The sequence below is a fragment of the Paenibacillus sp. MMS20-IR301 genome (genome assembly GCF_032302195.1).
Taxonomy (GTDB): Bacteria; Bacillota; Bacilli; order Paenibacillales; family Paenibacillaceae; genus Paenibacillus_AQ.
The window spans coordinates 4,030,691-4,046,726 of sequence record NZ_CP135275.1 but is presented as its reverse complement, the minus strand read 5'-3'; the positions used below and the strand labels follow the sequence as shown (position 1 = coordinate 4,046,726).

The 16,036-nt window shown below is 45.3% G+C and carries 11 protein-coding genes and 1 pseudogene; 11 read left to right on the top strand and 1 reads right to left on the bottom strand.

Features of this window, described 5'->3' with window-relative positions; genetic code table 11:
• Position 1: 1 nt before the first annotated feature.
• The 7 genes and pseudogenes from LOS79_RS17365 to LOS79_RS17335 form a co-directional block, all read left to right on the top strand.
• Positions 2-424 carry a hypothetical protein gene (locus LOS79_RS17365; RefSeq protein ID WP_315411290.1) on the top strand — a complete coding sequence of 141 codons (423 nt, stop codon included), beginning with the start codon at positions 2-4 and terminating at the stop codon, positions 422-424.
• Between the two features lie 18 nt (positions 425-442).
• On the top strand, positions 443-2,842 hold the full coding sequence (locus LOS79_RS17360) for a glycoside hydrolase family 2 protein (protein WP_315411288.1): 2,400 nt from the start codon (positions 443-445) through the stop codon (positions 2,840-2,842).
• Positions 2,829-3,425 carry a hypothetical protein gene (locus LOS79_RS17355; RefSeq protein ID WP_315422297.1) on the top strand — a complete coding sequence of 199 codons (597 nt, stop codon included), beginning with the start codon at positions 2,829-2,831 and terminating at the stop codon, positions 3,423-3,425. Before LOS79_RS17360 ends, LOS79_RS17355 begins: the two co-directional genes overlap by 14 nt.
• Before the next feature lie 26 nt (positions 3,426-3,451).
• On the top strand, positions 3,452-4,468 hold the full coding sequence (locus LOS79_RS17350) for a glycosyltransferase family 2 protein (RefSeq protein ID WP_315411286.1): 1,017 nt from the start codon (positions 3,452-3,454) through the stop codon (positions 4,466-4,468).
• A gap of 16 nt (positions 4,469-4,484) precedes the next feature.
• Positions 4,485-5,591 carry a UDP-galactopyranose mutase gene (glf, locus tag LOS79_RS17345; RefSeq protein ID WP_315411284.1) on the top strand — a complete coding sequence of 369 codons (1,107 nt, stop codon included), beginning with the start codon at positions 4,485-4,487 and terminating at the stop codon, positions 5,589-5,591.
• Positions 5,588-8,008, top strand: a complete 2,421-nt coding sequence (locus LOS79_RS17340) for a beta-glucosidase family protein (protein ID WP_315411282.1) — start codon at positions 5,588-5,590, stop codon at positions 8,006-8,008. The genes glf and LOS79_RS17340 overlap by 4 nt, the downstream gene beginning before the upstream one ends.
• Before the next feature lie 152 nt (positions 8,009-8,160).
• Positions 8,161-8,436: pseudogene (locus LOS79_RS17335) on the top strand (sigma factor); the annotation flags it as partial.
• A 74-nt stretch (positions 8,437-8,510) separates the two neighbouring features.
• Here the strand turns inward: LOS79_RS17335 and LOS79_RS17330 are convergent.
• The gene (locus LOS79_RS17330) at positions 8,511-9,521 is read right to left on the bottom strand and encodes an AraC family transcriptional regulator (RefSeq protein WP_315411281.1); all 1,011 of its coding nucleotides are present in this window, start codon (positions 9,519-9,521) and stop codon (positions 8,511-8,513) included.
• Between the two features lie 151 nt (positions 9,522-9,672).
• Between LOS79_RS17330 and LOS79_RS17325 the strand changes: the two genes are divergently transcribed.
• The 4 genes from LOS79_RS17325 to LOS79_RS17310 are packed head-to-tail and all read left to right on the top strand — an operon-like array spanning position 9,673 to position 15,869.
• Positions 9,673-11,247, top strand: a complete 1,575-nt coding sequence (locus tag LOS79_RS17325; protein ID WP_315411279.1) for an alpha-L-rhamnosidase-related protein — start codon at positions 9,673-9,675, stop codon at positions 11,245-11,247.
• 30 nt (positions 11,248-11,277) lie between these two features.
• Positions 11,278-13,062, top strand: a complete 1,785-nt coding sequence (locus tag LOS79_RS17320) for a sensor histidine kinase (RefSeq protein WP_315411277.1) — start codon at positions 11,278-11,280, stop codon at positions 13,060-13,062.
• A gap of 3 nt (positions 13,063-13,065) precedes the next feature.
• Complete coding sequence (locus tag LOS79_RS17315) at positions 13,066-14,553, top strand: response regulator (protein WP_315411275.1); 1,488 nt, start codon at positions 13,066-13,068, stop codon at positions 14,551-14,553.
• Complete coding sequence (locus LOS79_RS17310; RefSeq protein WP_315411273.1) at positions 14,550-15,869, top strand: ABC transporter substrate-binding protein; 1,320 nt, start codon at positions 14,550-14,552, stop codon at positions 15,867-15,869. The genes LOS79_RS17315 and LOS79_RS17310 overlap by 4 nt, the downstream gene beginning before the upstream one ends.
• Positions 15,870-16,036 lie beyond the last annotated feature (167 nt).

Here is a 16,036-nt window from a genome sequence, read left to right as displayed (position 1 = left end):
AATGGTCTTATTCAAAGACAGAACGCCTGGCTTCTGGATCGGGTTTCTGGCATCCTGCCTGATGCTTGCCGGAAACATCGCCTTTATCCTGTTTGATTACGGCGACCGGACCTTCTCCTTTATTACCTTTGGTCTGATTATCGCCGGCTTCCTGGGAGAATTGGTGGTATGGACGAAAAACTATTATTTTGCTCCTCTATTACCTGCAGTCTGCTTTGGCGTAGCGCTCTCATGGCATCTTTACTTAGGCTTTCCGACATTATCGGATGTTGTGAATGGTGTTAATTTTATCGGAGGAAATCCGCAGGCAGTCATTGTTTTCGGCATTATCTTTGCTGCCGGTAGCCTTGCTTCAATCATCTCAAGCTTCATGAAGCAATCCAGAACGGAACGATTAATCTTTACCGTTACCACTTCAAAATGAATAGATGGAGATAAGTAGATGAGAAAAATCAGTATCTGTGATGGATGGAGTTTTGTAGAGAACATTACCAATGCATTTATTAACTTCACAGAGGAGGGGACAGCCGTAAGGCTGCCCCACACCTCGAAGGAAGTGCCTGTTCATTATATGGAGGAAAGCGCCTGCCAGATGATCTGCGGTTACAGACGTCATCTGAATGTACCTGAGCTATGGAAAGGCCGGCGCCTGTTTCTCCAGTTTGACGGCGCTGCCCATGTAGCAGATATTTTTGTGAACGGCGAGAAATTAATGACCCATTACGGCGGTTATACGGCATTTCGGATTGAAATAACGGATAAGGTGCTGTACGGGGTAGAGAACAGAATTGTAGTCCGGCTGAATACGCGTGAGGATGCTAACGTGCCGCCGTTTGGCCATGTCATTGATTATATGACCTATGGCGGAATGTACCGTGAAGCATGGCTTCTCCTTGCAGAGCAGAGCTATGTTGAAGATGTGTTTGTCCAGACGCCGGATATGAAGCAGGCCCTGATCGATGTTACGATCAGCCGTCCTGATACAAGCCATACGCTGGAGTTAAGCATATTGGACCAGCAGCAGAAGGTAGTGGGGCACAAGAGCCTGAATGCGCTTGGAACAGTAATTGATAAATGCAGTATCCCTGTGGATAACGCTCAGCCGTGGAGTCCGGAAACGCCATATCTGTACACCCTGATAGCCGCTCTGAGAAATCAGCAGGGAGAGATCATTGACGAGTATACTGTGTCTTTTGGCTTCCGCCAGGCTGTGTTTCGCGGCGACGGATTCTATCTGAATGGCCGGAAGTATAAGATCCGCGGGGTCAACCGCCATCAGAGCTATGCTCATGTGGGATATGCCATGCCGGCATCTATGCAGATTGAGGATGCCCGGATTCTGAAGGAAGAGCTGCATGTCAACGCGGTCCGCACTTCCCATTATCCCCAGTCGCAGCACTTTCTGGATGCCTGTGACCGCATGGGATTGCTTGTCTTCACCGAAACACCCGGATGGCAGCATATCAAAAACGATGATGAATGGAAGCGGATCGTCTGTGAGAATGTCGGAGAAATGATCATGCAGTACCGGAACCATCCTTCTATCATTCTCTGGGGCGTACGTGTGAACGAATCCCAGGACGATGATGCCTTGTACACCAGAACCAATGAAATTGCCCGCCGTCTGGATCAGAGCAGACAGACCAGCGGTGTCCGGTTCCTGTGGAGAAGCAGTCTGCTGGAGGATGTGTATGCCTTCAACGACTTCTCTCATACAGGCAAGAATGGCGGACTGCTGCCAAGATGGCTGATTTCGCCTAACAAGAGCAAAGGATATCTGATTGCCGAATTCAATGGCCACATGTTCCCGACCAAATCGACAGATACGCCTACGCACCGGCTGTCCCATGCGATCCGCCATGCCAACGTACTGAATGAAGTGTATAAAAGAGAAGATATCGCAGGTGCCTTTGGCTGGTGCATGTTTGACTACCAGACGCATGGCGACTTTGGCTCAGGAGACCGTATTTGTTACCACGGCATCATGGATATTTACCGTAATCCCAAGCTTGCTTCAAAGGTCTATGCGAGCTTCTCGGAAGAAGCGCCGGTTCTTGAGGTCGGCTCAGATATGCATATCGGTGATTATCCCGGCGGTGCTGTTGGTGAAAATTATATTTTCACGAATGCGGACTCAGTACGCCTGTATAAAAATGAGCGGATGATCCGGGAATTTATGCCGGTCAACAAAAAGTACCGCCATTTACCGCATCCTCCTATTGAATTCTACGACACAGTGGGAAATGTAATTGAAGAGGGCGAGAAATATTCGCACAAGAAAGCCGAAGCCATCAAAGAATGCCTGCTGGCCATCCAACGCTTCGGTACCGCTCTGCCGCCAAAGTATATTTTTAAGGCGATGTGGGTCATGCTGCGGCATCTGGTCTCCCCGGTAACCTTTTACCGCCTGTTCTTTAAATATATTGAGAATTGGGGCGTGTCTGCTCCGGTGTACCGCTTTGAGGCGGTCAAAAACGGCAAGGTTGTTGCTGAGGTTACTAAGGCTTCTAACGCCAGCCTTCACCTGGAAACTATGGTCAGCGGCACCAGCCTGACTGAAGCAGAGACTTATGATGTCGCGTCAATCCGCATCCGGGTGACCGATATTAACAACAATAATGCCACATACTCTCATCTGCCTGTATTCCTGAAAGCAGAAGGAAACATTGAAATCATTGGTCCGGACTGCGTTACAGCAGAGGGAGGCATGTGCGGAACCTATATCAGGTCAACCGGCGCAGCGGGCAACGGCACCTTAACCATCTCAACCCATCAGACAGAGCCGGTGGTCCTGCGCTTTAGTGTAAATATAGAAGGACGTGGCAGCAATGAGCGGAATTAAAGCGTTCTGGAATAATTACAGTCTTAAACACCCGAAAATTGCCCAGTTTATTATGTTTTTTCTGCTCAGCAACGGGATTACGGTGTTTCAGATGATTTTGATGCCGGTATTAAAAGCTGCTTTTAGCGGCACGGCGCTTGAAGCTCACAATTTTCAAATCTTACCGGTGGGCTATAATGCTGACGGATCGCCCTACTACATCTTTAACTATCCTTTGGGGCCTATTTCTTCCGGCGGCGGGGGCGGGCTGGCCTACTTTATTGCCGTTCAGCTGACGCTGGGGATTGCCCAGATTATTAATTTCTTTGCCCAGCGGAATATCACTTTCCGATCAAAAGGGAACATTTACAAGGCGGCTGTCTGGTATCTGATCGCCTACATTATGATTACCCTTTGTGCCGGGGCGCTTCAGGGCTGGTATAAGGACCCGATATACCAATTCTTTATTGACAGGTTTGGAAAAACTGGTGAAACAGCTGCTGACCTGATTACGATGATCATTAATGCCGCTATTTCATTCTGGGTCTACTTCCCGATCCTGAAAATTATTTTCAGAGAAGATAAAAAGCAGATTTCAGCTTAAAAAAGAATAAAAAGAGGTTAGTGTGAATGAAACTATTGTCTTTCATAATCCCCTGCTATAATTCGCAGGATTACTTGGACCGTTGTATCAGCAGCCTGCTTGTTGAGGGAGAAGAAATTGAAATCTTGATCATCAATGATGGGTCCAGTGATCAGACTGGAATGATTGCCGAGGACTATGAGGCAAAGTATCCATCGATGGTAAAAGTGGTGCATCAGCAAAATTTGGGGCATGGCGGTGCGGTGAATACAGGGATCAGCCATGCTTCCGGATTTTTCGTAAAGGTAGTGGACAGTGATGATTGGGTAGACAGAAAGGCGTATCAGAAAATACTGGCGACGCTGAAGAAGTTGATTACAGAAGACGCGCCGGTGGATATGGTAGTCAGCAATTTTGTCTACGAGAAGCAGGGGAAAAAGCACCGGAAGGTTATGAAGTATGACAGAAACTTTCCGGAGGACCGGATTTTTACCTGGGACGACATTCAGAGCTTCCGCAAGGGCCAGTATATTCTGATGCACTCGATCATCTACCGGACGAATCTGCTGAAAGATTGCCAGTTCAGGCTGCCGGAGCATACCTTTTATGTAGACAATCTGTTTGTGTTCAAGCCGCTGGAGAAAGTGGAACGGATCTATTATGTGAATGCGGATTTCTACCGGTATTTTATCGGGAGAGAAGATCAGTCCGTTAACGAGAAGGTTATGATCGCCAGAATTGATCAGCAGCTGAAAGTAAATAAACTGATGATCGACGGATTGGAAATGGAAGAAATTGTAAGCCCGAAGCTGCGCCAGTATATGCTGAACTACCTTGAGATTATCACGGTCATTTCCACTATACTCTTAATCCGTTCTAAGCAGGAAGAGAACTTACAGAAGAAAAAAGAGCTGTGGAAGTACATCAAAGAAAAAGATATGGAATTGTACAATACGATCCGGTACGGGGTAATGGGCAGATTAATGAACATACCGGGATATCTGGGCCGCAGTATAACGGTATCTGCTTATAAGGTTTCCCGGAAGATCGTGGGATTTAATTGAGAGTAAGGTGCCCAATATGAAATACGACTATCTGGTGGTAGGCTCGGGGCTATTCGGCAGTGTCTTTGCTTATGAAGCGGCCCGGCGGGGGAAACGTGTAAAGGTGATCGACAAGCGGAAGCATATCGGCGGGAATATCTATACCGAGAACATTGAGGGTATACAGGTGCATAAATATGGCGCTCACATTTTCCACACGAACAGTAAGGAAATCTGGGACTACATTAATCAATTCGCAGAGTTTAACCGCTATACCAACAGCCCGATCGCCAATTACAAAGGTGAAATTTATAATCTGCCGTTTAATATGAATACCTTTAACCAGCTGTGGGGAACGGTTACGCCTGCGGAGGCGATGGCCAGAATTGCGCAGCAGACAGCAGCTGCCGGGATCATTAAGCCGGAAAATCTGGAGGAGCAGGCCATTTCGCTGGTAGGAAAGGATCTGTATGAAAAGCTGGTGAAGGGCTACAGTGAAAAGCAGTGGGGGCGTAAAGCATCCGAGCTGCCTTCCTTCATTATTAAACGGCTCCCGGTCCGGTTCACCTATGATAACAACTACTTCAATGACACCTATCAGGGAATCCCTGTCGGCGGCTATACCCCAATCATTGAAAAGCTGCTTTCGGACGTATCCATTCACGTAGAGCTGAACCAGGACTTTTTTGCGGACAAAGAGATGTATTTAGAGGAGTACCCGAGGATTGTTTACACAGGTATGATCGACCAGTTTTTCGACTACAGATTTGGTGAACTGGAATACCGGAGCTTGAGCTTCGAGTCTGTTGTGCTGGATCAGCCGAACCATCAGGGAAATGCAGTTGTGAATTATACCGATGCCGAGACCCCGTATACCCGGATCATTGAGCATAAGCATTTTGAATTCGGGACTCAGCCCAAGACTGTCATCACGAAGGAATATCCAAAGTCCTGGAGCAAAGGGGATGAGCCCTACTATCCTTTGAATGACGGCGGCAATAATGAAAAATACAGAAGGTACCGTGAACTGGCGGAGCAAATGCCTAATGTGCTGCTGGGAGGACGGTTAGGGCTGTACAGATATTTTGATATGCATCAGGTGATCGCTGAGGCGTTAAGTGTGGTCAAGCGGGAGTTTGGATGAAATATGCACATTTGATCGGGAAAATGACCTTGGAGGAGAAGGCCTCTCTGATGTCAGGAAAAGACTTCTGGACTACACAAAATATTGATCGTCTAGGCATCCCCGGTATCTTTCTGGCGGACGGGCCGCATGGAATCCGCAAGCAGGCGGCAGCGGCAGATCATCTCGGGCTTAATGCCAGCCTGCCGGCAACCTGTTATCCGGCTGCTGCGACTATCGCTAACAGCTGGAACGTTGAGCTGGCGGAGAAGCTGGGTGAATGCCTGGGACAAGAAGCGGCAGCGCAGCAGGTTAATGTTCTGCTCGGCCCCGGGATTAATATGAAAAGAAACCCGTTGTGCGGGCGGAACTTCGAATATTTCAGTGAAGACCCGTATCTGGCCGGCAAGCTGGCTGCCGGCTATATCCGCGGCATTCAAGCAAACGGGATTTCCGCCTGTGTGAAGCATTTTGCAGTGAACAACCAGGAGGAAAGACGGATGTCGATTGATACGATTGTTGATGAACGAACACTCAGGGAAATATATCTGACTGCATTTGAAATTGCTATTAAAGAGGGAGAGACAAAGGCGGTTATGTCTTCCTATAATCAGTTAAATGGAAGCTATACGAATGAAAATATCCATCTAATGCAGGAGATTTTACGCGGGGAATGGGGGTATAAAGGTGTTGTTGTTACTGATTGGGGCGGCAGTAATGACCGTGTAGCAGGAATGCTGGCCGGCAATGAACTGGAAATGCCAGGAACAGCAGGTGAGACGAATGAGGAGATCATTCGCGCGATCCGCAGCGGCATGCTCTCAGAATCAGTGCTGGACGAATGCACAGATAGACTGCTGGATTTGATCTATTCAACAGGGTCGGCTGTCGGGCAAACCAAAGCGTTTTCTGTAATCGAACATCATGAGATAGCCCGGTCGGCCGCAGAAGAATCTATCGTTTTACTAAAAAATGAAGAAGACATACTTCCCCTAAGAAAAGAAACCAGGCTTGCGGTCATTGGAGATTTTGCGGAAAAACCGCGGTTTCAGGGCGCAGGATCATCGATTGTAAACCCGACCCTAACCGATAACGTCCTCGGATGTCTGGAGCAGTCCGGTATTGCCGGCATCGGATATGAGCCCGGATTTGAGCGTTACGGGAAAGGGGATGCATGGAAACGCAGAAAGGCAGTAAGCCTCGCCGCTAAGGCAGAGGTTGTGCTGCTTTTTCTGGGACTGGATGAAGTAACGGAGGCGGAAGGACTGGACAGGCAGAGTATGAGGCTTCCGGAGAATCAAACTGATTTACTGAACGCGGTGCATGAGGTTAACTCCAATATAGTAGTCATTCTTTCCTGCGGCTCTGCAATAGAAATGCCATGGATTCATAAGGTGAAAGGTTTAGTTCATGGTTATCTGGCCGGACAGGCGGGGGGCGAGGCGATTGTAAGGATTTTAACAGGTGAAGTGAATCCTTCAGGAAAGCTGGCCGAAACTTATCCCCTGAGCTATGCAGATACACCTTCATATCACAGCTTTCCGGGGAAGGAGGTTAGCGTGGAATACAGGGAGGGTATTTATATAGGCTATCGTTACTATGACACAACTGATAAGGAAGTTCTTTTTCCTTTTGGTTATGGGCTTAGCTATACCACATTTGCTTACTCCAATCTTCAGGTATCCAAGAGTCATGTAGCCTTTGAGCTGACGAATAGCGGCGGGGTTCCCGGATTGGAAATTGTTCAGCTGTATGTTGGCTGCCGGTCGGATAAGATTTTTAGGGCGAAAAAAGAATTGAAGGCATTTACCAAAATATATCTGTATGCGGGCGAGACCCGGACAGTTAGTTTGGCTTTTGACGATAAAACCTTCCGTTATTTCAATGTGAAGACGAACAGATGGGAGATTGAAGAGGCAGAATACAGCATTTATTTAGGAGCCTCAAGTGCTGATATACAGCTCGAAGGACTGCTATTTGTGGAAGGTACCCGTACGCCGCTCCCCTATGACAAAGAAAAGCTTCCAGCCTATTATTCGGGTCTGGTTAACCATATTCCTTTAGATGAATTTGAACATCTGCTCGGTACTAAAGCACCTGTTCCGGATTGGGACCGCATGCAGCCGCTGGGTTACAATGATACGCTTGCCCAGTGCCAGTATGCCAGGGGAGCAGCTGCAAGATTTACTTACCGCCTAATGGTGTTCATGCATTGGTTGCTGGTCAAGGCCGGCAAGCGCAGTACAGCTAACCTGATGATGATGTCGGTCTATCATATGCCTTTCCGGGGGCTGGCGAGGATGACCGGCGGGAGGATCAACATGGCTATGCTTGATGGGGTTCTGATGATGGTAAATGGTGACTTCTTTAAAGGAGTAAGGTGTGTCGTAAGAGAGCAACGCAGAAAACAAAAGAGACAAAAGAGCAGAGAACAGTGAGCAAGGCGGACGGGATAATGGGGAGATGATTGTTACTTGGATTAGCCAGTCATGATATTGCATAAGTAGTTCCCGGGAGGACCAATGCAAAAAAGCAGAAGTCCCAGATTTAGAAGATCCCAGACTGCTGTTTTTAATTGTTCTGACATCGCATCGTATCCTCAACCTCAAAAAATATCGATAACACCGGCGAGGACATGGAGGACCTGATCTCCATTGGCACCATTGGGCTGATCAAGGCCATTGAGAGTTACCGGCCGAATAAGAGAACGAAACTGGCCACCTTCGCGGCCCGATGTATTGAAAACGAAATCCTTATGCACCTGCGTTCGCTAAAAAAAACACGGAAAGACGTGTCTCTCCACGATCCAATTGGGACAGACAAGGAAGGTAATGAAATTACCTTGATTGATATCCTCGAGTCGGAATGATGCTTCTTGAAGAAATGTAGAAAGCCCCGAAAGGGGCTTTTTATGTTATGCCAATCTACCTCACTCCGACATTATTTATCATTAGAATTGGATAGCATATTGTTCATCTGCTGCTTCCGGTACTTGGAGGGGGTGGTCTGATAATGATCAAAAAAGGTTCTATAGAAAAACCCCAGGCTTTGATACCCCACCTCATGAGCAATTTCTTCGATACTGTGTCCTGTATTTACAAGAAGTGAAGCTGCGGTCAGCATCCGCTGCGTTTTGATTAGCTCCATAAAGGTCTTGCCTGTTTTTATTTTGAGTAAATTTCCTAAATAATTCACATTGTAGTTAAACACCTCGGCAAGTTCGACCAGCGTACAGTCTTTATGGTGAAGCTCAATATATTTAAGCACCTGAATTAGGTTGAATTTTGTTTCCGGGTGGAGGCGATCTGCATTGGTGTGGTAGGTGAAGACCCGCATCAATTCAGTTAGGCTGATAATCATATACTGGTAGATCATCTCTTTGGAATAGACTTGGGGATCAAAAGCCTCACACATCATATTTTTAATAAATATGTGAAAATTGTCGTGCTCCTGCGACTCGAATAAAATATAGCGGTTATGGTTTGTGCTTTCTGAAAGGGCATTCACCATGAAATGGGATAAGATCCCGATTTCACTGAATCGGCTAAGTGCATTTCTGAAAATATCCGGCTTCATAAGAATATTAACTAAAATATCATTCTCTCCCATAGGTTCAATGCTATGAAGAACATCTGAATCGAGCAGGCAGGCTTGCCCTTGCTGCAGAACTATTCGCTTTCCGTTAATCCACTGCACACACTGGCCGGAGTAAATATAGTTCATTTCTACGAAATTATGAAGATGAAGCGGCATCGGAGCAAATCGGTTATGTTTACGGAGATGAATAGGGCCATCCTGAAAGAAGAAGTCAGCGGGCATTCGGAAATAATCTTTGTTCGCGCCTACCCAATCTAACGGCCATACATCATTTATATTTATCCCGGATTGCTGTTGTTCCTTCTCAATAGGATTAATATTTCGCAAATATTGATCCAGTTCTTGAAGCTGCAAAATAAACCCTTCTTCCTGTCAGCTGTGATCGCATTCATAGTATACCTGTAAAAAGAATAAAAAGTCACGTGCTTAAGAAATTGTTCCTTTCTGCCGGAAGCGCTTTAATATAGGTAGGACCTTATGGAGATACTTAGAGGAGATGATATAAATGGGGGAGCCTAAAATGCAGGCTGTACAGGCTATTATCGAACCTGTAGAAGCATTCATTGCAGAGAGCGAGCGTTTGAAACCGGAGTTGTATAAAAGAAAGGTTACACCGGGGCGTCTAATTGAAGTCATCCGTGATGAAACCGTGATTCACGGATGGAAAACGAACAAATTGGCGGATATTGAGGAACTTAAGGTATATGTGTTAGGCAAGGGCGATTCCATTATTTTGGATTTCAGCGACCATCGGGTTGGTTTTCTTTCTTTTAAGGTCCGCCCAGTGGGAAGTCCACCGGATGCTCCGCTGAAGCTTAAGCTGACCTTTGGGGAAATGCCTGTTGAGATGGCTGAGCCCTTCTCGGAGTACGAAGGTTGGGTTAGTAGCTCCTGGCTGCAGGAAGAGACTTTATATATTGATGTATTGCCCCGGCGAATAGAGCTTCCCCGGCGTTACAGCTTCCGTTATCTAAAGCTCGAAGTTCTGGCAACCTCTGTGAAATACCGTGTGGTATTTGAAGATGTGATCTGTAATACGGTTACATCGGCGGATCATTCTGCGGTGCGACCCTTAGATCATCCTGATGCCCTACTTCAAGAGATTGACCGAGTCAGTATCCGGACATTAGAGGATTGCATGCATGATGTATTCGAAGATGGTCCAAAGCGTGACCGCCGATTATGGCTCGGCGACCTGCGCCTGCAGGCATTGGCTAACTATGCGACATTCCGGAATTTTGATTTGGTTAAACGTTGTTTATATTTGTTTGCCGGAGTTCCGGACCAAAAGGGACGTGTATCTGCCAATCTGTTTAAAGAACCTGCTATTATTGCTGATGACACATATTTGTTTGACTATTCCTTATTCTACACAACTTCACTTTTTGATTATTACACCGCTTCAAAAGATGAAGAGACACTTAAGGCTCTTTGGCCAACCGCCAAAAGGCAAGTGGAACTGGCTATTGAAAATCTGGACCCTCAAGGCCTGGTACAGGATCAGGATACCTGGTGGGCTTTTATAGACTGGCATCCTGAATTAAATAAACAGGCCTCATCACAAGCCATTCTGATTTACACCATCAAACGTGCCATTCAACTTGCAGAGATCCTAAACTGTGACAGCAAAAAAGCTTTAGCTGATGCGTTAACCAAGGCTATAAACGGAGCATTTAGCACTTTGTGGGATCCGGGCTCAGGATTTTTTGTAAGTGGTGCTGGCCGGCAAGTCTCTTGGGCAACCCAAATATGGTTTGCGCTTGCCGAGGTCTTCCCTAAAGAACAGAACAAGCAGCTTATGCTGCGTTTGCTGAATTCTCCACCTGCCATTGGTTTATCTACACCCTATATGCATCACCATCTGGTGGAAGCGTTATTAGTATCCGGTTGTACAGAAGAAGGGGTGGCCTGCCTGAAATCTTACTGGGGTGGAATGCTCACGGATGGCGCAGATACCTTCTGGGAGCTATATGATCCTTCCAACAAAAACTTCTCTCCATATGGAAGTTATTTAATTAATAGCTATTGTCACGCCTGGAGTTGTACACCAACTTATCTAATTCGTCAGTATGGACTTTAATCTTGGAAATATTTAAAGGATGCTAAGCTGATGAACACCTTCAAAGATTTATTACGCCTAAAGTTCAAATTCCCAAAAATCCGCAGCCGTTTTTTTGCGGTCATGATTCTGGTTTCGCTCCCGCCGCTGTTTCTGCTAGGCTATATTTCACTGAATATCACAAAGGATACCTTAGTGAAAAATCATATTCTTACAAATCAGGATCACCTAAAGACTTCCAGTGAGGTGGCTGATTTATTGCTGGGCAATATCATTAATATGAACCGGATTATACTGGAAAATAGTGATATAAGAGAGGCTGTCCGGCAGAGTGGGAATTTGATTGAGCAAGAATCGACCGTGCTTGATATTCAAACGGCCAACCTGTTACAAAATATTGTGGTATCTAATTTATTTGATCTGCAAAATATTGAATCAGTCTGCTTGTTTGACCGCAATTTTCACTCTGTCTGTTACGGACGCTCTGAGAATGCGGGCAAATACGGATCGGAAGACACCAAAGGCCAAATTGCCGTTACGGACTGGTACTTAAAGGCTCTTGCTGCTAACGGCAAGGAGGTGTTTTTTGGCTTCGACGTATTGGAGAATGATTCTTCGGGTGCCGCCTTTTCCAGCGTCAAGCTGCTCCGCGACCCGGACCGGTTAAGCGGGCAAAGCATCGGTTTGTTGGTAATCAACATTAAGAACTCTATTTTCCGCCAGTCGATTAATGAAAGTGATACAAGTAATTTTATTGTCTTGGACAATCACCCGGACAAAGCCCATTCGCAGATCATATATGATTTGAAGCCGGAAATCACGGCTAAGATTGGAATTACTAATGTAGATGACAATTCGTCTATTTTATCAAAGCTGACAGATAACGGTTATATTTACAGCCAATACCTGAATAGGACGAGCGGGTGGACGTTTGTCCATTTTATAAGTACGAAAACTTTAATGGAACAACCGCAGCAGATCACGACGGTCACGATGCTTATTGCGGTTCTAATTGCCATGGTCGCTTTGGTGGTCTCATTCGTGGTGTCCGGCACGATTACGAAACCCTTGTTGCTGCTCAAGCGAATGATCAGCGACTGGGCAAAAGGCAATCCGAGCACAAGGCCGAATGAAACCTTTGAGGCAGATGAGGTTGGGGTCATCGGCGAAGCATTCAGAAGAGTGACGGCAGAGTATGAATTGCTGAGTGAACGCTTACTACAATCGCAGCTGAAAGAAAAGGAAGCAGAATTGCGTTCTTTACAGGCGCAGATTAAGCCGCATTTTTTGTATAACACGCTTGATTCTATCTATTGGATGTCGATGCTTGAGGAGAAAGAGGATATTGCACAAATGGCTTTATCTCTTTCTGAGAGCTTTAAGCTTAGCCTGAATAAAGGTAAAGATACGATTCCTGTCTTCAAGGAGCTTAAGCACATTGAGCATTATCTGATCATCCAGAACTTGCGGTTTGACAACAGATTTACTTATTTACCAAACATCGAACCTGAGGTTATGGGTTTTGAGATTATGAAGCTGCTGCTTCAACCGCTTGTAGAGAATGCAATTTATCACGGTCTTGAACCCAAAGTCGGCAAAGGAACGATAACATTAACCGGGAAAAAGGATGGTGAATATCTCGTATTCACTGTGACAGATGACGGCGTGGGGATAAAGGATATTCAGAAAACCGAGCAAGGCTACGGAATGAGAAATGTGCAGGAGCGATTACAGATTTATTATGGCCCGGCAAGTTCTTTTTCCATTATTAGTCAACCTGGTGCTGGAACCACTATAGAATTGCGCTTTCCATATGCCATGTTGAAGGAGGAGTAGAGTATGATCAAGGCGGTCGTGTTCGACGATGAAATCATCGTCCTTAAGGGACTTGAACGTTTGATTAAATGGGAAGAATACGGCGTAGTGCTGGCGGGCACTGCAACGGATGGGCTGTCGGCACTTGAAATGTTCAGGGAATTGAAGCCTGAGATTGTAATGACAGATATCCGTATGCCTGGGATTGACGGTTTAACACTGATTGAAATGATCCGCAATGAAGCTCCCGAAACGATGTTTATTGTATTCACCGGATTCAATGAATATTCGTATGTGAAACAAGCGCTCAAGATTGGTGTTGTCGATTATTTGGAGAAGCCGGTAACAATAACGACTATCCGTGAAGGCATTAAGAAAGCGGTACAGAAGATTCATGAGCTAGATGAATTATCCGAGATGAAGCAGAAATGGAAGTTGGGCATGCTGGAGAAAGTAACAATAAATTTCCTGCTTTCAGGTTATCCGGCTGACCCGTCAGCTATCGAAGATTTGATGAAGCACATAGGTGAGGATTCCTTAAGAGTTAAAGGAGTAACGGTACTGATCAGTACGGCGGAAATTGCAAACCTGGAATTAGAGAATAGCCGGGTAATAGGAGTGAAAAACGGAGTAGATTATGTCTATTTGATATTACATTTCAGTGATCAGGCTATTGCCTGGCTGGACGATTGGAATCACAAGTCCGATGCATCCATTGGTCTGGGCCGGACATACTCCAGCTTAAGTGAAGCTCCACTCAGTTATATAGAAGCTAAAAGGGCGTTAAAGTATTGTATGTATCTTGAAGAGGGCGGGATAACAACCTTCGAATCCATTCATGATGTCAATAAAGTGCTGCACGGCTTTAACGATATGGAGGAGGAGGTTTTCATAGCAATGCGCCTGGGCAATCTTCAGGGTATGACGGAGAAGCTGGATCTATTGCTCGAGGCGTTGCGCAAGGGAAGGCCTACTGCGGAATCAGCAGAAACCCAAATGCAGCTTCTTTATTTTCATGGGCTGGAAATTTGTAAGGAAACAGGGGGGAATCTAGAAGAGCTAAAACCTTTACTTGTACATTCTCAGCTTGATCTAAGAGAGGCAGGGTCGTTAGAGGAATTAATTGCCTGTGCCCGTAAAGAAATGCTGACAATGATGAAATGGATTTCTAAAGTCCGAAGTGAATCTAAGCATGGTGCCATCAAAAAATCCTTGGAATACATCCGTAATCATTACTGCCGTGATCTTTCACAATCCGAAGTTGCGAATCATGTAGAGATGAATACGACTTACTTTAGCTTATTATTTAAAGAGGAAGCCGGCATTTCCTATATAAAGTTCTTAACCCGGCTACGGATGGAGAAAGCTAAAGAATTTTTAAATGAAGGGAAAACAATAACTGAAATTACCGAGCAGGTAGGGTATCATCACGCACGCCATTTCTCTGAAACCTTTAAACGATATACCGGGATGACACCGGGTCAATACCGGGAAGTAGGGAAGCGAACATGAGCAGAAAAAGTGAATTTCAATGTTTTGTTATGCTAATTACCATTACACTCCTATTGTCTTCATGCGGTTGGATATCACAGCCAGCCTCACCCTCCCCTACGCCAAAAACAATGATTCTGTTTCTGTCAGCCAACAAGGAAGGGGAGGGCAGCGCACAAATTATCAGTGAATTAACTAAGGAATACCAAGAGGAGCATCCGGAGATTGAATATAAATTTGAGTACGTCGCGGAGAGTAATTTGACTCAACGGATCCAGCTGCTGGCTGCAAGTAATGATTTACCTATCCTGTTTAATTATCAATCAGGGAAACCTCTTCAGGATCTGATTCAAAGTAATGCTGTGCTGGATGTGGAGAAAACCTTTAAAGCTCTAAATATGTACGATTTACTTAATCCGACAGCTGTGCAGCTGTTAAAAGCTAATGTAAGTGAAAAAGGATTGTATGCCTTGCCGTTAGAAATGAATATTGAAGGCTTCTGGTACAATAAGTCTATTTTTGCACGATACGGATTAAAGGTTCCTGAGACATGGGATGAGCTGCTTGAAATCTCGAATGTTCTGAAACTGAAGAGTATACAACCCTTTGCTGTGGCCGGAAAAGAAAAGTGGCCGATTACCCGTTTGATCAACGCTTATATCATTCGCAAATTTGGTGTAGATGCTATGGATAAAGTGGATCGCGGAGAGCTTTTACTTACGGATTCAAAAGTTGTTGAGGGAGTAGAAATCGTAAAGGAGATGGGCTTGAAGGGTTATTTCGGCAGTAACGTGAATACCATCGATATGGATACCTCAGTTGATATGTTTTTGAACGGGCAAACAGCGATGTTTTACATGGGGAGCTGGCAACTCCGTGCATTTAATGACGAGAATCGTAACAAAATTGGTGCCGATCAGATCGGCTTTTTTAGTATTCCAATGGTGAACGGAGGCATTGGAAAGCTGGATGAATACCCGGTTAATGCCGGATTGACCACTTCTTTTTCTAAGAATGGATTTACACCAGAGACTGGTAATTGGATGAAATATGTTTTCTCAAGATATGGGGAAAGAGCAATAAGTGACCTTGGAATGGTAACCGGATTCAACGTCTCAGATGTTTCACAGAATTTGCCGGAGCTAACGTTAATGGTGCAGGAAAAGCTGTACGAAGCGAAGAAAGGCGCGCTCTGGTTCGAGGCCAGATTCACCCCCAAAGCTCAAATGGTTGCATGGAATAATGCACAGTTATTAATTACTAATCCGCATTTTTCAGCATTGGATTATGTTACTCAGCTTCAAGAACAGATTGACAAAGACCGTAATGAACAATAACGCAAAAATAGGTCTATACAAGGGTACTCCTAAATTCAGGGGTATCCTTTTTTATTATTTAAGATATTTCCAACCTAAAAAATGCGGAGTTTTTTAAAAAATGTAGCGCTTAAAATAAATAATGAAACCACTTACAATTATAAATGTAAGGAAGAGCAATACACATT